Origin of the sequence: Bradyrhizobium sp. SZCCT0153 (assembly GCF_018129995.1) — a bacterium.
GTDB lineage: Bacteria > Pseudomonadota > Alphaproteobacteria > Rhizobiales > Xanthobacteraceae > Bradyrhizobium > Bradyrhizobium japonicum_G.
On sequence record NZ_JAFCKS010000001.1, the window covers coordinates 680,438 to 698,960 of the forward strand.

22 protein-coding genes are annotated in these 18,523 nt (G+C 61.1%); 7 read left to right on the forward strand and 15 right to left on the reverse strand.

The genetic code is table 11. The annotated features are described in order from the left end of the window. Positions 1-2 precede the first annotated feature (2 nt). The 6 genes from JQ572_RS03410 to JQ572_RS03435 all read right to left on the reverse strand — a co-directional run bounded on the left by JQ572_RS03410 (position 3) and on the right by JQ572_RS03435 (position 5,351). On the reverse strand, positions 3-689 hold the full coding sequence (locus JQ572_RS03410; protein WP_211381554.1) for a hypothetical protein: 687 nt from the start codon (positions 687-689) through the stop codon (positions 3-5). Positions 690-717: 28 nt separating this feature from the next. Next, positions 718-2,925 (reverse strand): ATP-binding protein, encoded by a 2,208-nt coding sequence (locus JQ572_RS03415; RefSeq protein ID WP_211381555.1) that lies wholly within the window; start codon positions 2,923-2,925, stop codon positions 718-720. Between the two features lie 301 nt (positions 2,926-3,226). Further along, positions 3,227-3,523 carry a hypothetical protein gene (locus JQ572_RS03420; RefSeq protein WP_211381556.1) on the reverse strand — a complete coding sequence of 99 codons (297 nt, stop codon included), beginning with the start codon at positions 3,521-3,523 and terminating at the stop codon, positions 3,227-3,229. Continuing rightward, positions 3,520-3,882 (reverse strand): hypothetical protein, encoded by a 363-nt coding sequence (locus tag JQ572_RS03425; RefSeq protein WP_211381557.1) that lies wholly within the window; start codon positions 3,880-3,882, stop codon positions 3,520-3,522. The genes JQ572_RS03420 and JQ572_RS03425 overlap by 4 nt, the downstream gene beginning before the upstream one ends. Beyond that, positions 3,875-4,096 carry a helix-turn-helix transcriptional regulator gene (locus tag JQ572_RS03430; protein ID WP_249128804.1) on the reverse strand — a complete coding sequence of 74 codons (222 nt, stop codon included), beginning with the start codon at positions 4,094-4,096 and terminating at the stop codon, positions 3,875-3,877. The genes JQ572_RS03425 and JQ572_RS03430 overlap by 8 nt, the downstream gene beginning before the upstream one ends. A 247-nt stretch (positions 4,097-4,343) precedes the next feature. Next, the gene (locus JQ572_RS03435) at positions 4,344-5,351 is read right to left on the reverse strand and encodes a hypothetical protein (protein ID WP_211381558.1); all 1,008 of its coding nucleotides are present in this window, start codon (positions 5,349-5,351) and stop codon (positions 4,344-4,346) included. A gap of 360 nt (positions 5,352-5,711) precedes the next feature. On the opposite strand from JQ572_RS03435, the gene JQ572_RS03445 reads away from it, so the two are divergent. Together JQ572_RS03445 and JQ572_RS03450 are read left to right on the forward strand one after the other, a co-directional pair. Next, positions 5,712-6,053 carry a hypothetical protein gene (locus JQ572_RS03445; protein WP_211381560.1) on the forward strand — a complete coding sequence of 114 codons (342 nt, stop codon included), beginning with the start codon at positions 5,712-5,714 and terminating at the stop codon, positions 6,051-6,053. Between the two features lie 68 nt (positions 6,054-6,121). Next, a complete protein-coding gene (locus JQ572_RS03450; RefSeq protein ID WP_211381561.1) occupies positions 6,122-6,409 on the forward strand; it encodes a hypothetical protein in 288 nt (95 codons plus the stop codon). An 870-nt stretch (positions 6,410-7,279) separates the two neighbouring features. On the opposite strand, the gene JQ572_RS03455 is transcribed toward JQ572_RS03450, so the two are convergent. Further along, the gene (locus tag JQ572_RS03455) at positions 7,280-7,999 is read right to left on the reverse strand and encodes a hypothetical protein (RefSeq protein ID WP_211381562.1); all 720 of its coding nucleotides are present in this window, start codon (positions 7,997-7,999) and stop codon (positions 7,280-7,282) included. Positions 8,000-8,338: 339 nt separating this feature from the next. On the opposite strand from JQ572_RS03455, the gene JQ572_RS35495 reads away from it, so the two are divergent. The 3 genes from JQ572_RS35495 (at position 8,339) to tenA (ending at position 10,738) form a co-directional block, all read left to right on the forward strand. Next, positions 8,339-8,611, forward strand: a complete 273-nt coding sequence (locus tag JQ572_RS35495; RefSeq protein ID WP_433996198.1) for a DUF4268 domain-containing protein — start codon at positions 8,339-8,341, stop codon at positions 8,609-8,611. Between the two features lie 610 nt (positions 8,612-9,221). Further along, on the forward strand, positions 9,222-9,875 hold the full coding sequence (locus JQ572_RS03465; RefSeq protein ID WP_211381563.1) for a hypothetical protein: 654 nt from the start codon (positions 9,222-9,224) through the stop codon (positions 9,873-9,875). A 188-nt stretch (positions 9,876-10,063) separates the two neighbouring features. Beyond that, positions 10,064-10,738: a thiaminase II gene (gene tenA / locus JQ572_RS03470; protein ID WP_211381564.1), complete on the forward strand. Its 675-nt coding sequence runs from the start codon at positions 10,064-10,066 to the stop codon at positions 10,736-10,738. 482 nt (positions 10,739-11,220) lie between these two features. Here tenA and JQ572_RS34965 read toward each other — a convergent pair whose 3' ends face one another. The 4 genes from JQ572_RS34965 to JQ572_RS03490 all read right to left on the reverse strand — a co-directional run bounded on the left by JQ572_RS34965 (position 11,221) and on the right by JQ572_RS03490 (position 13,775). Further along, positions 11,221-11,511 (reverse strand): hypothetical protein, encoded by a 291-nt coding sequence (locus tag JQ572_RS34965; RefSeq protein ID WP_249128806.1) that lies wholly within the window; start codon positions 11,509-11,511, stop codon positions 11,221-11,223. A gap of 57 nt (positions 11,512-11,568) precedes the next feature. Further along, positions 11,569-11,973, reverse strand: a complete 405-nt coding sequence (locus JQ572_RS03480) for a nuclear transport factor 2 family protein (protein ID WP_211381565.1) — start codon at positions 11,971-11,973, stop codon at positions 11,569-11,571. A gap of 108 nt (positions 11,974-12,081) precedes the next feature. Beyond that, positions 12,082-12,255 carry a hypothetical protein gene (locus JQ572_RS03485; protein ID WP_249128807.1) on the reverse strand — a complete coding sequence of 58 codons (174 nt, stop codon included), beginning with the start codon at positions 12,253-12,255 and terminating at the stop codon, positions 12,082-12,084. A 575-nt stretch (positions 12,256-12,830) separates the two neighbouring features. Further along, complete coding sequence (locus JQ572_RS03490; RefSeq protein ID WP_211381566.1) at positions 12,831-13,775, reverse strand: AEC family transporter; 945 nt, start codon at positions 13,773-13,775, stop codon at positions 12,831-12,833. A 334-nt stretch (positions 13,776-14,109) separates the two neighbouring features. Here JQ572_RS03490 and JQ572_RS03495 point away from each other — a divergent pair, with 334 nt between their 5' ends. Further along, positions 14,110-14,454: a hypothetical protein gene (locus JQ572_RS03495; protein WP_211381567.1), complete on the forward strand. Its 345-nt coding sequence runs from the start codon at positions 14,110-14,112 to the stop codon at positions 14,452-14,454. 441 nt (positions 14,455-14,895) lie between these two features. Continuing rightward, on the forward strand, positions 14,896-15,573 hold the full coding sequence (locus tag JQ572_RS03500) for a ParA family protein (RefSeq protein ID WP_211381568.1): 678 nt from the start codon (positions 14,896-14,898) through the stop codon (positions 15,571-15,573). Between the two features lie 76 nt (positions 15,574-15,649). Here the strand turns inward: JQ572_RS03500 and JQ572_RS03505 are convergent, their stop codons facing one another. From JQ572_RS03505 to JQ572_RS03520, 4 genes are all read right to left on the reverse strand, one after another. Then, positions 15,650-15,796 carry a hypothetical protein gene (locus JQ572_RS03505; protein WP_211381569.1) on the reverse strand — a complete coding sequence of 49 codons (147 nt, stop codon included), beginning with the start codon at positions 15,794-15,796 and terminating at the stop codon, positions 15,650-15,652. A 130-nt stretch (positions 15,797-15,926) separates the two neighbouring features. Next, positions 15,927-16,073 (reverse strand): hypothetical protein, encoded by a 147-nt coding sequence (locus tag JQ572_RS03510; RefSeq protein WP_211381570.1) that lies wholly within the window; start codon positions 16,071-16,073, stop codon positions 15,927-15,929. Between the two features lie 164 nt (positions 16,074-16,237). Next, positions 16,238-17,146, reverse strand: coding sequence for a 4-hydroxy-tetrahydrodipicolinate synthase family protein (locus JQ572_RS03515; RefSeq protein ID WP_211381571.1), 909 nt, complete (start codon positions 17,144-17,146; stop codon positions 16,238-16,240). A 448-nt stretch (positions 17,147-17,594) separates the two neighbouring features. Further along, on the reverse strand, positions 17,595-18,518 hold the full coding sequence (locus tag JQ572_RS03520; protein ID WP_027534296.1) for a LysR family transcriptional regulator: 924 nt from the start codon (positions 18,516-18,518) through the stop codon (positions 17,595-17,597). Positions 18,519-18,523 lie beyond the last annotated feature (5 nt).

Consider the following 18,523-nt stretch of genomic DNA (forward strand, 5'->3'; position numbering starts at 1 on the left):
GATCAGTCATTTGGTCGCTGATGGGCGTCTGAATTTCGGCAGTCGTCTGTTTGATCACTCTCTACGTTTTCCTTTCTTAGGTTGGCTGGTTGAATCCCGTGAATCGGATCGACGATCCACGGCTCGGCGCTCTCTGCAATTACGCCAAAGGCGTCCGCGATCTCCACGCGCATGTTGTGAACGATGGCGTTCAATTCGGATCGCACTTGCGGAATGCCCGCCTTCGTGAAGGCTGCCGCGAGAGAGTCGGCATGCGAGGGAAGGTGCGTAACGACTTTGAGTACAGCCTCGGCCATGAGGCGCGCCCCCGCCTTCGCCTCGGCGACAGGCACCAATTCGCCGAGGCGTTGTTGAAGTTCGAGATACTTCAAATCGGCAGTGTACTGTTTCTCTCGCGTCTGCGCGTCGCGGAAGGCGGAAGATGTTGGCGCATCGACATCGGTCATCGCTTTCGTCGCCGTACCCGCCTCACGGGCGGCATCGCCGGTCGAGCCAACCGCAAGGTCATATTGCGCGAGGTTCACGCGAAGCGACCGGCCCTCGCCACGAGTAACGATGTTGCCCGCCTCGACGAGCCGCCGGACACGTTCATGAACGCTTTGGCGGGACAGATTCTTGAGCCGCGCCAATTCGGCGACGGACAGCCAAAGGCCGGAATCCAACTCGCTATCGAATGATGTTTGAGACATTGAAGCTTCCTTTAGATTGACGCCGCGGTTAGACCGGCGCGATGTCGTCGTCGGCCGCGTGCGGCGGCAGCGCGGCCCGGCGCATTGGCGCGACTGGCATGTCGTCAGGTGCGATGATCGAGATCAATCGCGCGTCCGACTTCCTCCGGTCAATAGTGAAGCCTTTGGCTCGCAGAAGGGGCGCGGCGCGATCGAGGCGATTACCGAGCCCTGATGCCGTCGCCGGCCAAGCGCGCGACCTCCGAACCGTCTCGCTGGAATGCCCGGTCAATCGACTAAGCAATTCAGTCGCCGTGCCAGTCCAAACCCGCTCAGTGCTCGCGCACATGAAATCCCGGATCGCGACCGCCACCGCGTCGGCCTCGAAAGCGCCGTCCGCAACATCAGCCCGGTTTCGGTTGTACGCAGCAACAAAGTCCCCCGATTCCCAGCCGAGACCGCGCTCCGACGCTGTAATCCACTTCATGAAATCGGCCATGCGAGGAAGCCGATCCAGCTTGACGCTCGCAACGTTGCGCAACCCGGCGCTGACGGCATCCAGAAGCGCGCCGAGGATCAGCGGTTGACGCTCGTGGTAATCCTGCCACAACGCATCTTCCGGACGACGTCCCGACTCGGGAATGACGCGAAGGTGCACATTGAGCGCGCGATCGGCCAAGTCGGCACGATCAGTCAATGACGGAATTCCATTGAGAATAACAGGCGACTGCACCTCACAGATCACCTCGTCGCGGTCGGTGTGCAGCATACGCGTTGCGAAGCCGCCGCCCGTCGCGATCCGGCAGAGCGCGTCACTCAACCAATTCGGCACCGAGGACAGGTTGTCGAAAGCGAGAACTTTCGAATTCATCGCCGACACGATAAGGTCGCGGTCATCTTTTGGTGCAGCGCGGATGGGTGCGGCGCTCGGGTCGATCAGCCCGCGCACCATGCGCGAGAATACCGACTTGCCGGTGCCCTGCTCGCCGTTCACCACGAGAACCGGATACGGTCCGCGATCGCGCAGCGAGGCGACCATGAACGCCACCACAAGTTTGAAGCTGTCGTCATCCTTGACGTTGACGAGATCACGAAAAACCTCGATCCCTTCACCAGCCTCAGGCTCGGGCAACGCGCGCATTGCCGGTGTCCGGATGAATTTCACCGGCGGGCGCTCGATCACTTGCCATCCGTGCGCTGTGATCTCGACGGCGCGCCATGCGTCATCGCAGAGATCGAGATAGATATGTTCGCCATATCGGCCCGTCCGCAGGCAAGCGACGCGCCGAGGCCTTTCATTGATCGCAATCGCCTCCAGTGTTCGGATCACATCGTCGAGCGTCGAGCTACTGAGAACCTGTCCGGTTTTCAGGCGAGAGAGGTTTGCCAGCCATCGCTTGAAAGCCTGCGATTTGAGCGCCCAATTTTCGGCGTGGCCGGCAATCTCGATCGTGGCGTAAGCGACAAGATCGGCATCGTGCCAGAGATCGAGCCCGTCAAGCGCGGCCATCAATGCGTCGCTGCGATTTTCGCGGCGCTTGCGTTCCCCCGGTTCGGTGCTTTGGTCCGGCTTGTCAGCTTGGACAGCGCGCGCGCTGTCGATCACTGCCGCGATGCGATCCGGTCCCCAGCCGTCGGCCTCGGCGTCCGCCGCGTCCCACCCCTCTGCGCAGGACTCCGGCGGCGACACGATGCGCACGGATGCCGCGATTGGCGCGACGATCGATGCGACGGCTTGCGCGTATGCCAGTCCGGCATCGTCCGCATCAGGCCAGATAATCACGCGCCGTCCGGTGAGCGGCGACCAATCAGCTTTCTTCGCGCTCTTCGAGCCGTTTGGGCTCGTGATTGCTACCAAGCCCGCCGGCAGCAAACGGCGAGCGGCGTCACAGGCCTTCTCGCCCTCGACGACGACAACGGGTGCACTCGGCTTTGCAGCGAGGAGATCGAGGCCGTACAGCGGACGCGGCGCCGGCCACGATTCCCACCGCCATTCAAATGCGCTGGCTGCATTATCTCGCCACAGGGTTTGAGGCCTGAATTGCTTGTCGTCATCGCGATCAAAGCGGTGCACATAGCCGAGCAACGCGCCGGTGGCGTCGGTGTATCGCCAAGTGGTGGTCGGTTTACCGAGCCGATGCCCAGGCGGTGAGGGCGCGTTGGCAGGAATTGGAACAACAATGGAGCGCCCAGCCTCGGGCTCGACCGCCGGCGCGGCGGCCGGCTTGCCGCTAAGCGGCGCAAACGGATCATTCATACGGATTCAGTCCAAGCATGCCGGCCACGCGCAACGCGGCCTCGGCTTGCTTCAAGCGAAAAATATATGCGGCGAGACTCACGAGATCGCCGCCACGGTCCCCGGTAGCGAAGTCGGCCCACGAGCCGGTGCGGAGATTGATCTTGAAGCTCCCCGGCTTGGCGTCGCCCCGTGTCGGGTTAAGCGCGATCCATTCGGCGCCTTCGCGCCTGCCGCTCGGCAGCCAACGCGAAACGATAGACTCCGCTTGCGCGCGTGCCCCCCGACGCGATGCGCGCGAAAGCGATGGGTTTACGTGCTGTCATCGGTCGGCCATCGCCTCATTCAAGGCCACGATGTCGGCCGCGCCGTTTGACGGCAGTTGCTTGGAGGAGCGAACGGCGCCGACAATCATCAGGCGGTAGCCGCGACCAAACCAAGGCGAGAGCGGATCGTGGCAGCCAGCCCCCCGGCCGGTCACAACCGAGCGCTCGCCATCAGGTTCGCCATGACAGTGAACGGCGCGGCAATGCGGACACCGGAACATCAGCGACATTCCACCGTCATCGCGCTTAACGCGGTAAGCCGGGATCAAATCCTCACGGTATGCGGCTTTCATGCCCGGCGCTCCCGACGAAGCTGGCACTTGATGCAAGGGCACGTCGCGACGGTTGCCTTCGGAGGCTTGCCATCGCGGCGCGGCTCGGCGTCGCACTGAATGCAAATGCAGCCGCGTCCGCAGCCGAGTTTCACCGGGCGCAACACGCCGCTATGCGGACAAACGAACCCTTCGCCCACGCTGACGTTGCCGAGAACTTCGACCACGCCATCACTGATCAGGCTGCCGCTCTTGGCGTCGAAGTAGTGTCGGCCAACCATGCGGAGCGCCGGCCGCAACGGCAGCACCGAAGGCCGAGCCTCCCGCCCGGTCTGTTGTTTGGATTCGCCACCGGAGCGTTCAAGGAAACGCTTAGCCATGGGCCGCCCTCCGCGCATCGGCCTCGGTGGTCGAGCTGACAACCCGCGCCTTGATGAAGGCGAGGACATCGCCGCGCCGATATCGAACCGATCGCCCAAGCTTCACGTAGCAACAGCCCGAGCCCCGCAGCCGCTCCATTTGCAGCGTTCGCACGCTCTGGCCGCGCATCCGCGCCGCCTCGATTTCATTGATAAGATCGTCTTCAGAAGTCATCATCGCGCTCCATGCGTTATCGCCGGGCATCCCGCCCGGGCGTTGCTGTTACGGTGGAGCGCTTGGAGATGTCCGGCGCTTCACCGATTACGGTGGAGCACTTGCCGTGATTTTAGCGGGGCAGCCGAGCCCGAAAGGCTACGATTCTTTTGCGCCGCATCCATGACCATTGAAGCCGCCCAAAATCGCGGGGGGCTTCCATGGGGCTATCGCCGGGCCAGCCGGTACAGAGCCAGCCGGCGAGATTCTATTCCGAGCGCGACTTGCGAGGCTTACGGTCGAGATGCCCAGCGGCGAGCTGCTCGAACAGCTCGCGGGCACCGGGCACCGAGGCGAGGGCGGCAAGCTCGGCATTCCTCTTTTCCGTGTCGCGAACCTGGCGTTTGGCGAGAGTTTCGGTAACCACCTCACGACCCATCCCCGGCGGATCAAGATAACGATCATATCGCTCGAAACCATCCCAATCCGGCCGACCCTTCAAGTCTTTTACGACCGTGCGAATGACGCCAGTCCAATCATCGAAAGGTGGAAGTCTGTCGGCATCGACACGCGACGCGGTGCCACCGCCGCCCTTAAGGCTGTCGTAGCATTTCGATACGAAGCGGTAGAAACGACCGCCGTCGGGCGTTGGATCGGTGCCAGTCAAATGTTTCCAGCCAAAGCACAGCGTTGCTACAAAGCCCTGGCGCCAGATGTCGCCCGGTGCATGCGGTGGAATGAGGCGATCCCTCTCGGCCCGAGCAAATTCAGCCAATTTGCGTGCGGCGTCACGGGCATTTGCGATCGTATCGAGAACGGCGTGGGTCGCCTTCGCAACATCGTTGTGTCGCGTGTAGTTCATCCGCGAGGCGCGATATCCGAAACTTGGGGCAACGCGCCACTCCCGAGCAGTAGCGAGGAAGTCGGCGATCTCCTCGGCAAGACGCCGCGCCGCATCCTCGGAATTTTCTAGAGAAGCTCCATGCTCCCGTTCCGCAAATCGGCGCGTTTCCAATTCGAGTGCGGCTCGCGTTACAGCCAAGACGATCCAGCGGCGCGCTTCGATGTGAGCGTTGGAGATTTTCGATGACCGCATGCGTTCGGGTAAACCGTCCAAGCAATCATCGATTGCCAGCCACTGCGCCCGCGAGGGAATCCAATCACCTCGCGCCGCTGGCTGGCCGCCCTTCGTGATCATTGATTGCGGGAAAAGGCGTCTCACCGCTTGATGACGCAAGGCGAGAAGCGCCGCATCAATTTTGTTTGCAGTCCACACTAGGAGCTAGCCTTTCGATGAGACGGTCCCTTTCTCAAGCGTACGCCGGCACCGCCTCCATTTTCGGGAATGAATATGATGCCGGCGGCGCGGAGTACCCGAAACACCGCCTCCATATTTTCCGGCCGCGCTGCAGGTTCACCATCGACAAGCTCCATGCGCTTGATTGTCGAGTCGGCCACGCCCGATCGCTCGGCCAAGTCTCTCACGGACCACTTTAGGAACCCGCGCGCCATGCGCAGTTGTCCGCCTGTAAACACTCAAAATCCCCCCATCTCGGTTTGACAACGATTCAGATATGTGACCTATTTTGGTTCACTTTAGTTTACTCGAATCCACGCTACAAGGGAGATTGCCACGATGCTGGCCTCGCCATCCAAGCCATCCAACACGATCACAAGGGGCGGCGCGGCCAAGGGTCGCGCGCCCGACGAAAACATCCACTTGCTAGTCGCGAAAGTCAGCCAGATTTGCTCAGAATTGGACACCGACAAAAGCAACCATTTGTCCGACGTCGGTGCGGAGAAAATCGCCATCGAGCTCGATCGGCTCGAGAAGAAGATCGTAAACGCCCAGGCGAGCACAATTGAAGGATTGAGAGCAAAGGCCGAGGCGGCAGATAAGCTGTGCTTCGAATACGGCAAAATCCCCGACTCGATCGTCCGTGATATCATGACCAACAAGTTTCCCGGCGCCACCTAGGCCTGATCGCGATCCATCGGCGGGCACGCCCGCCGGGCCTTCTCTCCATGAGTAGCGGTATACGGACGATGCCTCCTAAATTCTACACGCTCGCCGAGGCCGCCGCGATCTTTCGGGTTTCGAAGCGGGTTTTTGCCCAGTTCATCGCCGACAAGCCGTTTTATCGGACGATCGGCCGAGCAAAACTCTTCACCGACCAAGACATCGCACAACTCTATGAGGCGATGGAAAGTCCCTCGAAATCAATCAATGCGCGGGCTCCCCGCGCGCCGCGCTCTGAGGCGTCCGAGTACGCGCGCATTGCCGCCCTCATGCCGAAGGCCCTGCGGAAGAAATCAAAGCCGCTCACGCGCTAGTTTCTCCTTGTTAGGCGCGCGTTAACCGCCGGCAGGCGCGTTGGAGATCGCGGCACGACAAGCGAATGTATCGTTAGCAAGCCTCGGCTGACCTGATTCGTTGACCAATCGGATGCCGCTGCGATGATCGAACAGGGCCGGCCCGTGCTATGTGCCTCCTCCAGAATAGGGGGCATCTTCCCGGCCCCCGAGTCCCCACGCGCCGGACTTGAAGAGTTCCCTCTCCATCCCCATTTCAGGGAACCTCGAAGCTCCACCGACGCCCCAAAGGTCAACGTCTTGTCCGCGGATCACAAAATGAACCTTCCAGAGCGGCTTGCTTTACATGACAGCAGAATCGCCCAATTCTGAAAATTTCACCGAACCTCGGTTGCCGTCGACATGCGCGCACGACGACCGCATTTATTTTCAGACTCGGTGAAAAGAACTGACGTTTCGCTTTCCCAAGAAGTCCTGTCCCATCATCTCGAAACTTGACCAAACAAAGGTCGGAAGCGGCCTTTTGAAGGCTTCGCAAAACGGCTCGTTGAAAAGTTTGTCGCCCCCAATTTACGTCCTCAAGCTGGCCCGACAGGCGGCGGCGATGGAAAGACGGACGCTGAGACCTATCCGGTTGCCAAAGAGAGTTCTGAACGGTGGTTCGCGGCGGACCAGGCGGCAGCAAACGAACGCTGGGCTTTCGCGTTCAGTGCGAAGGAAGATTAGGCTGATAGTCTGATTGAAAGCTGATCGACCGAGTATATGATCAGCATGGCCTGGTTTCATTGGCACGTGGAGCTTGGCGACTATTCAGCAGATTGGGGACGATCAGTCAGACGATGATTTGGATTTTGCGGAACGGTGATCCGGAAGAGTTGGGTTTCGAGGGACTCAACCCGTCGGGCCTTCACCGTGTTTCCATGCGCACTTGTTTTCGGCGCAGGCTATCCCCTCTTGAATGTACGGCACGTACTCCGCCCGAACCGATCGGCCTACAGGTTCCGGAATTCCTATAGCCTTTTCCTTGCAGGATAGCAGACTGGAAACTGCCAAATCCCACCTGCCGCACTCGATCGCGGCAAATCCCGTATACAGAAGGCGTTTTGGAGACCCCTTCTTGCCAAAATCCCAGACGCCCTCAAGACCGATGGCATCTTCATCTTCCAGGAAGGTTCGCAGCAACTCTCCTGAGTCTTCGAATCGCTGGAAGAACGGAATAGCGTTATTATTGATGGTATCAAGGACGTCCTGCACGACCCCATCGTCGCCCGCACACCAAATCCTAGGAGCTTTATCTGCTCGTTGCGATCTTTCGTCCCGGATCGATAGACGGACTTGGCCGAAACCCTTTTCAGGTTGGAATCCGTCTGTTAGCGCATGCCCAGCGCGTGGCAGGAACGGGAAGAGGCAGCTCGGCTCGAGACCGAACGACCCCAGCGGCACCCGCCACTTTTCGCTGCGCGCACGCGGAATCACATCGAACTTGAGAACATCGAATTTGAGATTTGTGCGTCGCCAAATAGTCGTACCCTTTCGACCAATAAAGCCGGAAGGAGCAAGTTCCTGCTTACATAACGTTACAATTTCAGTCGAGGTTCTTTCTGGCATCATTCGCGATAGGCCTTATCTTTGGACATCACATTGGCGCGCTCATTTGAGACTGCGAATAGCCGAATCGACCGCCCCAACTACTCCTCCGATTGCTACCGCGTCACCTTGACTGAGTATGTTTACTCCAAGGTTATTGATGCCGGGGAGTAATTTTTGTTCAACCGCACCACTGTTAATCAATCCCTGGATGAGGGACACGTCGGTGCTTTCACGAGTGAATAGCCGAGCGGTTTACAGACGAGCATCGCAAAGCAATTGAATGGCTGAACGATCATACTAGCAACGACCTGAGCCTATTCGCTGTCGAACTCCAACTCTGGCGGATATATTAGCAATCGGATCGCTTCCGAAGCGCTGCCGCAGCTTGAAGCGCAGAAAGCTGAGATCGAGACGGAGATAGGAAGCTCGCTGAAGTGGAATCCGAATCCGAATGCAATCGACAAAGTCATCGTACTGGATCGCGCCGCTGACCTCGCTGACCGCACCAAATGGCCCGAATATTTTGAATGGCTCTGCGAACAAGTCTCACGCTTTAAGAAAGCATTCGAGCCGCGGATTAGGCAGCTAAAGTACCCACAACTGGACGAAGCGTCCGACTCGGCAGGCCTTTAAGCGCCTTCGGCGGGCGCGACGCCGCTCGCTTACCTCGCGACGGAGAAGGGGCTCGGGTCGTCGAGGAGATTCCGTTACGGTGACAGTGCACAAACTCCCGATCCAGCAGGACAGGCGCGCTATCCGCAACGCTGCGAATTTTGTGCGCGGTCACCGTAACAGCTGTTAGCCGCGCCACGATCGTCACCGCCGCCGGCAATCTCACCGCGGCCAGCAGCGCGCTAAGCTCCCGTGCCCGACACTGGGTTCATCAGCGGCTGGTACTGCATCGCGAAGTTGTACGCGTTCGCACCGGTCGGCATCGCCGCGAATAGCACGACCACGCTGGCCGCGGTCGGAGGCAAACCGAGCAGCTTGGTCAGGGGAAGGCGGCGGCCGGCCATTGCCAGCAGTTTGAGGAATTACGCTGACAGTGCACCAAACTCTCGACGCGGGGACTGCCCGCAACTGCTCAAAGCCGGTTTTGTGCCGGTCACCGTTACTCCCATCTGAGACAGGCCCAAGGTTGGGCACTAGAGAGCCACCTTATTGGGCGCAAAGGATTGGCGAGACTTGTCAGCGGAGAATTGATCTGTTAGATGATCTGTGCAGTGCATTCAGGAGATTAAAAATGCAGATCGTCTTCCCAGATAGTCACGAGGCATCTCAAGGAATTTGGATAACAAGGGTCCTCCCACATCACCTGACCATGTTTGGCAGCCCAAGCATTCCTAAAGGCAAAACCAGCGTGCTCATGGTGATCAAGCCCCGCTTCGATGAGGAGAAGGAGGAGTTAGCCGTGCAGGCCGAGCAAGTGCTTCTGTTGAACGTCGGAACAACTGCTCGAACCATCGTGATAGACGTGGACGGCGGTACAGCGCTGGGCGAGAGCGTAGATGCTCTTGCCGCTCAGGGCCATGGAGACAAAGATTTCCGCTATCTGGTCGATGTCCATCTCAAGGGTGAAGCGCGTGAAGCCGCGCACACCCTTCTGACCAAAGTACGCGAGGTATCTCCCGGAGACCTAAAGCGAGGTGAGCGCAACAATTTCAGCAACACGCCCGACAATTTTTGGTACGTGATCGTCCAACCTCGAGTGCAGGCCCTATCTGTGACTGTGCGCGGTGAAGCAGAAAGCTTCATGCCTTCAACTCTGACGTTGGTGACAGATCGCCCGGGTTTCACTCGCTTTCAGTTGCGTGGTCTCAACGAAATTGAGGAAGCGCTGAGGTTGATCAACAGCTCCACAAGGAGCAAGCGGTCAAAGCTCGGAAAGTACACCTGAGGAGGGTCCTCACGAGAAGGGCCATGTTACGGTAACAGTGCACAAAACTCTCGACGCAGGGAGTGCCCGATCCGCAACGCTGCTCAGAGCCAATTGTGTCCGTGGTCGCCGTAGCTCCTCAGTCCGCAATGCGCTATCGGTAGCTCGCCAAAGACGTTCATGAACAAGAAAGCCGGGCGAAAAAGATCGTGAGTTTCTTCGAGCGTCTCAAGACAGCAGCAGCCGCCGAGTGGCGGGCCTACACCGAGCATCCCTTCACGAACGGATTGGCAGACGGCTCGCTCCCCGAAGCGGCGTTTCGTCACTATCTCGTTCAGGACTATCTGTTCCTCATCGAGTTTGCGCGCGCCTACGCGCTCGCGGTCTACAAGTCGCCCAGTCTTGCCGACATGCGTGAAGCAGCGGCGGGCCTTTCGGCCATCCTCGATGTCGAGATGAACCTGCATGTGAAGCTCTGTGCCGAATGGGGTCTATCCCCGGCCGACCTCGAACAGGCCCCTCCGGCGGCCGAGATGCTGGCCTATACACGCTACGTGCTCGACGCGGGAATGCGCGGCGACCTGCTGGCACTCAAGGTGGCGCTGGCCCCCTGCGTGATCGGGTACGCGGAGATCGCGACGCGGCTCGCCTCGCTCCCCCTCGCGGACGCTGCGACGAACGCCTATCGCGTCTGGATCGCCGAGTATGCCGGCGCGCCGTACCAGGAGGTCGCTGCCAAGGCGCGGGCGCACATGGAGCATCTCGCCGATCTCTACGCCACACCGGCCCGCGAGGCAGAACTGATTGCGATCTTCAAGGAAGCCACCCGGCTCGAGGCAGACTTCTGGGAGATGGCCTGGCGCGCGGGCCAGCGGGTTCAATAACCCTTTCGGCAGTCGCCAGGCTCATGGCCTGAAGGTTATCAGCATCGTGGCACGGTGGATGCGCAGCGTCTCCAGAGCCGCGCGATCACCCGGTCGCACATGGCCGTCCACGATCAGCGATATGGCAAGCGGCATGCCGGTCCGGCTCAATGACCGTGCGGCACGCGATACCCCGCGTTTCGCAGCTTCAGGACGTTCGAGGTTGAGAGTTCTGCAGCGGACAAGCGGGACGCCACGTACGTCTGCGACGCCATGAACAGGCAAATCGAAAATGCAATCGTCGTGGTCGCACTCGCGATTTGATGCCAGACACCCATCGATCCCTCTTGTTCCAGACAGTCCCGCATTCAGAAGCGGCAGGGAGGCCATTCGTTCCTTCGTTCGGGAAAAATCGGCAATCGGTGCGGCGGACCTTTTCGGCGGCCGGGGTGTTTGCATACGGCAGGGACAAACAACGCTGAGGAGTTGAGCCATGAACGGAATTATCTATATCGTCGGTCTCGTCGTCGTGGTTGGCGTAATTCTGTCATTCCTGGGATTGCGTTGATCCGGCGGGTTGCGACCTGCCGAAGCGGAACGCGCCTGGCGGCCAGACGTGCCACCACCATGACCACCACCGGTAACGTCACCGCCGCCAGCACCGTGCCCAGCGCCACCGCGCCGGACACCGGGTTCAACAGCCGCTGATACTGGACCGCGTACGCGTTGGCACTGGTCGGCATCGCCGCGAACAGCACGATCACGCCGGCTGCGACCGGCGGCAATTCGAGCACGAGGATCCCGGGCTTCTCTCCCTGCGCGAGGACGATTCAATCCAGTCTCATCGCGCGTCAGGAGATCATGGCTTTGATTTGTGCCGTGTCCGCGAACTCAATCAGCTCGGCGAATTTGCCATCCTCAAATCTGAACAGGTCGAGAATCTCGGTGCTGGCAGTCTTTCCGGTTGGGTGGTGTCGAACGAGAGCGCGGGAATGTATTGCGGCACGATTCCCGTCAACCAACTCAGCCAGAATTTCGCGGCTTTCGAAGCTGAAGTCGGCAATCAATTGGCCGAAAGCCCCGCGCAGGGTCGGGTGCCCTTGCATAGTTCCCGTCAGTTCGAGCGTGCTCTTGTCTCCCATCAACGTGAACAGGCCCTCGGGATGAAAAGCCGCGACCAGGCCCTCCACGTCACCGTCATCGCGCGCGGCGTAAGCGCGTTTGATGACGTCGAGCATTCCCTCGCGATGTCCCATATCCGCCTCCTGTGATGCCTGTCATCCCATAATAGCTACCTTTGCGTGCAATGGCAAAATCGTGGCAGCGGGCTTACCGCGCCACCACCACCACCACCACCGGTAGAGTCACCGCCGCCAGCAGCGTCCCCAGCGCAAACGGCTCCAGACCACCGGGTTCACCAGCCGCCGATACTGAGCCGCGAAGATGTACGCGTTCGCTCCGGTCGGCATTGCCGCGAACACGAACGCGGCTGCCGGCATCGCCGGCAGTTTGAGCGCGTACGCCACGGCGACGGTCAACGACGAAGTTAGCGTCTATGCCTGGTCTCGCCGGGTCGTTTCGAGCTCTCCGAGAGCGCCAGCCGAGATCAGCTCTGTTGGCTCAGCTGGCTGGACCATATTCAGCATTTGGAGTAGGCTTTTTGGACACGGCATCATGTCAGCGGAGGTTCTCCGTGGAACATCGCGGCGTCAGCTTTTCGATCGTTGAAATGAGCTATTTGTCCGGTTGGCAGTGGACGGTCGGAAAGGGCCGAACCGTGTCGGTCGGTGTCTGTGCGACGCGGCTGGATGCGATCCGACAAGCTCGGACTTTCATTGACGCGATTGTGGACTGGGCTGCTTGAGCGGATCACTCACCGTCCCACCGCAACGTCATCCCCGCCAGCAGCGTCCCCGACACCGCGTTCACCGGTTGCTTATACTGAACCGCAGCGCGATGACGCTTCGTCCCCAAGCCATCTCGTCCCAAGCCATCTCATTTCAAGCCATCGCGCTTCAGAGATCATCTCGCGGACCAACGAATTTCATTTCCCCAAAAGACGGTCATTTTCCGGGCATTCAGGCGTAGCTCGCCAGGCAGGGACAGCGAGCAGCTACTTCACACCCGCCACCACCATGACCACCACCGGTAACGTCACCGCCGCCAGCAGCGTGCCCAGCGCCACCGCGCCGGACACCGGGTTCACCAGCCGCTGATACTGGACCGCGAAGATGTACGCGTTGGCGCCGGTCGGCATCGCCGCGAACAGCACGATCACGCCGGCTGCGACCGGCGGCAGGTCGAGCAGTTTTGCCAGCACGAACGCGACCGCCGGCATCGCCAGCAGTTTGAGCGCGCTCATCACGACGACGCTCAACGTCTCGCCCTTGACCTCGAACCGGAACAAATTGATGCCGAGCGCGATCAGCGCCGCGGGCGATCCTGCTTGTGCGAGCAGCTCGATCGTCCTGTCGACGACGGGATGAAGGCCGAGGCCGGTGAAGCGCCAGACCACGCCAAGGCCGATCCCCAGCATCAGCGGATTGCGCGCGAGATCCGCGAGCACGGGCCGGATCACCGACAGCACCGAGCCCGTCCGCTTGCGGCTGACGAGCTCCATCTGCAGGATGCCGCAGAGCCAGAGCAGCGGCGTGTTCACCGACAGGATCAGCGACATCGGGCCTGCGGCCTCGTTGCCAAGCGCCGAGAGCGTCATGGGGATGCCGAGCATCACGATGTTGCCGTAGACCGCGCCGATCGCGAAGACGACGCCGTCCTCGCGATCCTCGCGCCGTTGCCGCAGCAGAGCCGAGAGCGCCAGCGCCGCGATCCAGATGATGGCGAGCGCGCCGTAATAGGCGCCCCACATCCGCCAGGGGCTGACATCGGGGAATTCGGACACGACGATGGTGCGGAACAGCAGCGCGGGGATGGCGATGCTGAAGGCGAATTCGGAGATGCCCTTGTGCGCGGCCTCGGAGACGAAGCGAAACAGCACCGCAGCATAGCCGGCCGCGATCAGCGCAAACACCGGCGCGACGATCAATACGGTGGCCATGCGACCCTCACCTCAAGGGGGGAGACAGCCGACCACCCCACGCATCCTCGATCATGCCATCATGCCACTGTTTTGCCCGACGGGTCAAATTGATTTCGTAAAATCCGCAAGCATGAAAATTCGCAGGGACGCTCAGTGCCCCGGCTACTGTGCATGGGGTTGTTTTCGCATTTTTTGTCGGAGGAGGAGGTGCGCTCCCTCTCCCGCTTGCGGGGGAGGCCGGGGAGGGGGCTGTTGCCGAGACCGCACACGTCCGACCTTTCGCCTCGCCCCTCGTTGCCAACCAACGCCCGTTCACCCACTATTCGCATCGACTCGACATTTGGGGGGATCGATGCCGGCGTTCCGCTTTAAGACAACCTTGGCTGCTGCGATCGCGGGGATCGCCCTGGCCGTCCTGATCCACCCCGGTGCGGGCTTTGCCTACACGCCGGAGGAACAGCAGGCCTGCTCGCCGGACGCGATGCGGCTGTGCGGCGAGTTCGTACCGAACGTCGATGCCATCACCGCCTGCATGATCCAGAAGAAGTCGCAGCTCTCGCCGCCGTGCCGGGCCTTCTTCCGGCCGGGACCGGAGCCGGGCGAGGCCCGCGCCGGCAAGCCGACCAGCATCGCGCCCAAGGCCGCGAAGAAGACCACCAAGCCGGCGCCGAAGAAGAAGAAATCAAGCGAAGGCTGAGCGCCGGGCGCGCGCGCAGCGTTCCTCGCCTGAAACTCATCGTGCCCGGGCAAAAGCGCGTAGTCGCGCCCAAGGTCCCGGGCATTTGCGTTTCCGGGCTTCAGCCCCGCGACAGCCACCGGACTCGTTTTGTTCGCGCGGCTGGCGCGCAAGGATTGCGACAATTGCGACCGCGCGCGATGGAAAAGAGTCGCCAGACGGTTTGCGCGGCGAGGTTGCATTCCGCCTTGTCCGGTCCGGTTGCTCAAAAAACGCACGATTGGCCGGCGCGGAAGGCGTTTCATTGCAGTTCGTGTCGAGCGCCGAACGACGCAGTGTGACTCAAAAGCCAACACGCCTTGTTATTTCGTGGCGGCGAGGCAACTGTCGGTAAATTTTTCTTTCCCGAATCAGCGCGCTGATTCATTTTCACGGCCTGGGGTCAATCTGGAGGCCGAAGGTATGAACGTTATTGTTTTTGCATCGCGTAAAGGCGGCTCGGGCAAGAGTACCCTCGCCGCACATCTTGCCGCGCAGATCAAGGCGACCAAGCCCATCCTGCTCGTCGATGCGGATCCGCAAGGCTCGCTCACGCTGTGGCACAAGCTGCGTGGCACCAACGAACCGCCGATCAAGGCTGCGGTGAACTCGGTCAGCGGCATCGTCTCCGCTGCCAAGCGCGACGGTTATGAATGGGTGTTGATCGACACGCCGCCGAACCTGTCGGCCGTCGTCGACGACGCCATCCGCAATGCCACCATGGTCGTGATCCCCGCCCGTCCCGGCGTGTTCGACGTCAACGCGGTGCAGGAAACGATCCAGATGTGCCGTGCGGCGCGCAAGCCCTACGCGGTCGTGCTCAACGGTGCGCCGGCGCGCCGCGACGAGTCCGAAAGCCCGATCGTGACCATCGCCCGCGAGGCGCTGGCGAAATTCCGTGCTCCGGTGTGGGGCGGCCAGATCACCAACCGTTCGGATCTGCTGATGGCGCTGAGCCACGGCGAGGGCGCGCGGGAATACCAGGCCGAGAGCCGTGCGGCTCAGGAGATCGCAAGGCTGTGGGCGGCGATCGAGCGTTCAGTGAAGGCTATTCGCGGCACGGCGTCGGCGTCCGGCGCAATGCACAAGCAGGCGGCATAATTTTCATAAATCATTCCCCGGACGAAAAACGCGCGGACGTCCGCGCGTTTTACGTTTTCGGAGATAGCTATGGTGGTTACGCCACCATCAGCATGTAGAACACGATCACCGGCGACAGCGTGAGGATCACCGACCAGATGCCGGCGGCCCAGAGAATGTCCTCGGTGGTGAAGCCCTGCTGTCCGGCGTCGTAATGCGACGCCATGTCGTTATGACTATTCATAAACGCCCCCGCGATTTCTTCGCTTATGGACGTGAACGATAGGCAGGATGTTTTAAAATTCCGCGTCGCAGTTTCGCGCGCTTTCGAACACAGGTGCTACCACGGATTAACCATCCGAAAGGGATGCGCGTCAGCTGAGCCAGATCCGAAACACCAGCACCGGCATCAGGCCGAGCACCACCGCCCAGAACCCGAACGACGACACCAACAGAATTCCCCGCAAGAGATCGGCGGGCGCGAACATGTCTGCCGCCGTCGGGCGGATGCGTTGTCCCATGGTCATTCCCCCTTTTGAAAGACGTCGAACGCAAACGATAGGCGCGATTGCGTAAACGAGCCGTGGACGCGCCATGCGGCAGCAGCGAAGGCCGTTCGCGCCCGGTTAACCACGGAATCCACTTACCCTCCCCTGGAGTGCCGCCCAGGGGAGGGTAAGATGAACTACGCCGCCAACTGCATCCGCCGCTCGATCTCGCGATCGAGCGTAGCGGCAAGCTCGCTGCCGACTTCCACCATCGGCAGGCGCACTTCGGGGCTGTCGATGAGGCCTGCCCGCCACAGCCAGTACTTCGCCGGTGCGGGGCTGGGCTCTGCGAACAACAGTCGCGTCAGCTCGGCAACCTCGTGCCAGTGCGCCTGTGCCGCGTCATGGTTGCCGCGCCTGAGCTCGGCATATACCGCCGCGAACGTCGCGGTCTCGACATGGGCCGACAGCACGATGCCGCCGTCGGCGCCGTCGCTGAGCGCCTCATGATAATTTACGTCCTCGCCGGTCAGCACGCGAAAACTCTTGGGACGGTCGCGCAGCAGCGCGATGGATTGCTCGCGGCTCGCGCCGCAATCCTTCAGCCCGACGATGTTGCGATGCTCGGCCAGCCGCAGCAGCGTCTGGTTGGTGATGTTGACCGAGGTGCGATAGGGAATGTTGTAGAGCGCGATCGGCCAGGCGGCGTGGTCGGCAAGGGCTTCGAAATGCGCCAGCAGCCCGCGCTGCGACGGCCGAACATAATAGGGGCTCGCGATCAGATATCCGTCGATCGGCCAGTCCGCGGTCTCGTCGAGACGCTCCTTCAGCCGCGAGGTGTCCGCGCCCGACAGGCCGAGGCAGATCGGAATGCTGCGGCGATCGCCGGCCATCTCGTCGCGCACGATGGCGGCGAGCCGTTCGAGTTCGGCCTCGCGCAGCGTCATGCCTTCACCGGAGGTCGCGCCCAGGATGAAGCCGTCGACGGCCTGTCCGCAATAGTGCCGCGTCAGCCGTCGCAGCGACCTCTCGTCGAGCGCGCCGTCGCGAAACGGCGTCACCAGCGGCAGCCAGAGGCCGTGCAAATGATCTTGTAGACCGGTCATGTTCCATCTCCTTCTCGGGAAAAACCTGAGACGGAGGCACATGAAAAAACCCCGTCCAGGCGGCGGGGTTTTCGAAGATTTGCTGCGATGACGAAGGCAGTATTAGCGCGCGCAAAAATCCGAGGTCCCCGGGTGGGGGCCTTTTTTCGAAACGATTGCGCACGACTTCGTGATCATTTGCAAATGATGCGGGGTATGCGTGGAACTGTCAATACACGCGGAAGGCGAGAGCCTGATCGGACAGAAAAAAAGCCGGACCCGAGAGGGTCCGGCTTAAGGTATTGGCCACGTGAGGCCGACACAATCACCTTCCAAGAGGGATTACTGAACTCCCGCGCCACTGGAGGAGGGGGACAAATGCGCAACGCGAAGGCTCAGCGTGCAAGCAGTATGAGCTTGACCCGCGGCTTGCAGCAAGCGCCGGAGCCGCATGTCAGTCATGCGGAAATCAGGACGGCCAGCGCTGCGCCTTGCTCACCACGAAGTCGCGGAACACCTGCACGCGTGCGACCGTCTTCAGCTCTTCCGGATAGACGAAATACGTATCGAGCTGGATCGAATCCGATTCGCCGAACAGCTGTACGAGGCGGCTCTGTTCTTCGATCAGATAGTCCGGCAGCGCGGCGATGCCGAGGCCCTGCTGACAGGCGCGGACGAGGCCGAGGATGTTGTTGACCCTGAAATAGGCCTCGCGCGGACCCGAGCCGTTGCGCCCCGCTTCGACCAGCCAGTTGCGGTTCTGAAGATGCGGCGCGAAGTTGCCGTCGGAGAGCGTGATGATACGGTGGGAGTCGAGCTCCTCGAGCGTGCGCGGCGTGCCGAAGCGCTTGATGTAGTCCGGCGAGCAATAGGCATGGAAGCCCATCGCGAAAAGCTTGCGCTGGATGAGATCCGGCTGCGTCGGCTTGCGGGTGCGGATTGCGACGTCGGCCTCGCGCATCGAGAGGTCGAGCTCCTCGTCGGTGACGATCAGCGAGATCCGGATTTCCGGATAGAGCGCGGTGAATTCGCCGAGCCGCGGGATCAGCCAGTTGATGCCGACGCCGGGCGTGGTGGTGATCTTGAGATCGCCGCTCGGCCGCTCGCGGCTGTCGGTTAATTTGGCGCGCGCGGCCTGCAGCTGCATGAAGACGTCATGCGCGGTGCGGAACAGGAGGTCGCCCTGTTCGGTGAGGATCAGGCCGCGGGCATGGCGGTGGAACAGCGAGACCGAGAGCTCCTGCTCCAGCGCCGAGACCTGGCGCGACACCGCCGATTGCGACAGGCCGAGCTGCTCGCCCGCATGCGTGAAGCTGCCCGCTTCAGCTGCCGCGTGAAACACCTTCAGCTTGTCCCAATCCATATCCGTAAATCCGTCGCGTGTTCGAGGCATGATCT

What these genes read in the sequence shown, in the direction of transcription:
- JQ572_RS03510 (WP_211381570.1), bottom strand. Translation starts at nt 16,073, where the DNA reads ATGGGACAACGCATCCGCCCGACGGCGGCAGACATGTTCGCGCCCGCC.
- JQ572_RS03410 (WP_211381554.1), bottom strand. Translation starts at nt 689, where the DNA reads ATGTCTCAAACATCATTCGATAGCGAGTTGGATTCCGGCCTTTGGCTG.
- JQ572_RS03500 (WP_211381568.1), top strand. Translation starts at nt 14,896, where the DNA reads ATGAACGTTATTGTTTTTGCATCGCGTAAAGGCGGCTCGGGCAAGAGT.
- JQ572_RS03515 (WP_211381571.1), bottom strand. Translation starts at nt 17,146, where the DNA reads ATGACCGGTCTACAAGATCATTTGCACGGCCTCTGGCTGCCGCTGGTG.
- JQ572_RS03520 (WP_027534296.1), bottom strand. Translation starts at nt 18,518, where the DNA reads ATGCCTCGAACACGCGACGGATTTACGGATATGGATTGGGACAAGCTG.
- JQ572_RS03430 (WP_249128804.1), bottom strand. Translation starts at nt 4,096, where the DNA reads ATGACTTCTGAAGACGATCTTATCAATGAAATCGAGGCGGCGCGGATG.
- JQ572_RS03490 (WP_211381566.1), bottom strand. Translation starts at nt 13,775, where the DNA reads ATGGCCACCGTATTGATCGTCGCGCCGGTGTTTGCGCTGATCGCGGCC.
- JQ572_RS03505 (WP_211381569.1), bottom strand. Translation starts at nt 15,796, where the DNA reads ATGAATAGTCATAACGACATGGCGTCGCATTACGACGCCGGACAGCAG.
- JQ572_RS03465 (WP_211381563.1), top strand. Translation starts at nt 9,222, where the DNA reads ATGCAGATCGTCTTCCCAGATAGTCACGAGGCATCTCAAGGAATTTGG.
- JQ572_RS03445 (WP_211381560.1), top strand. Translation starts at nt 5,712, where the DNA reads ATGCTGGCCTCGCCATCCAAGCCATCCAACACGATCACAAGGGGCGGC.
- JQ572_RS03425 (WP_211381557.1), bottom strand. Translation starts at nt 3,882, where the DNA reads ATGGCTAAGCGTTTCCTTGAACGCTCCGGTGGCGAATCCAAACAACAG.
- JQ572_RS03495 (WP_211381567.1), top strand. Translation starts at nt 14,110, where the DNA reads ATGCCGGCGTTCCGCTTTAAGACAACCTTGGCTGCTGCGATCGCGGGG.
- JQ572_RS03420 (WP_211381556.1), bottom strand. Translation starts at nt 3,523, where the DNA reads ATGAAAGCCGCATACCGTGAGGATTTGATCCCGGCTTACCGCGTTAAG.
- JQ572_RS03450 (WP_211381561.1), top strand. Translation starts at nt 6,122, where the DNA reads ATGCCTCCTAAATTCTACACGCTCGCCGAGGCCGCCGCGATCTTTCGG.
- JQ572_RS03480 (WP_211381565.1), bottom strand. Translation starts at nt 11,973, where the DNA reads ATGGGACATCGCGAGGGAATGCTCGACGTCATCAAACGCGCTTACGCC.
- JQ572_RS03455 (WP_211381562.1), bottom strand. Translation starts at nt 7,999, where the DNA reads ATGATGCCAGAAAGAACCTCGACTGAAATTGTAACGTTATGTAAGCAG.
- JQ572_RS03415 (WP_211381555.1), bottom strand. Translation starts at nt 2,925, where the DNA reads ATGAATGATCCGTTTGCGCCGCTTAGCGGCAAGCCGGCCGCCGCGCCG.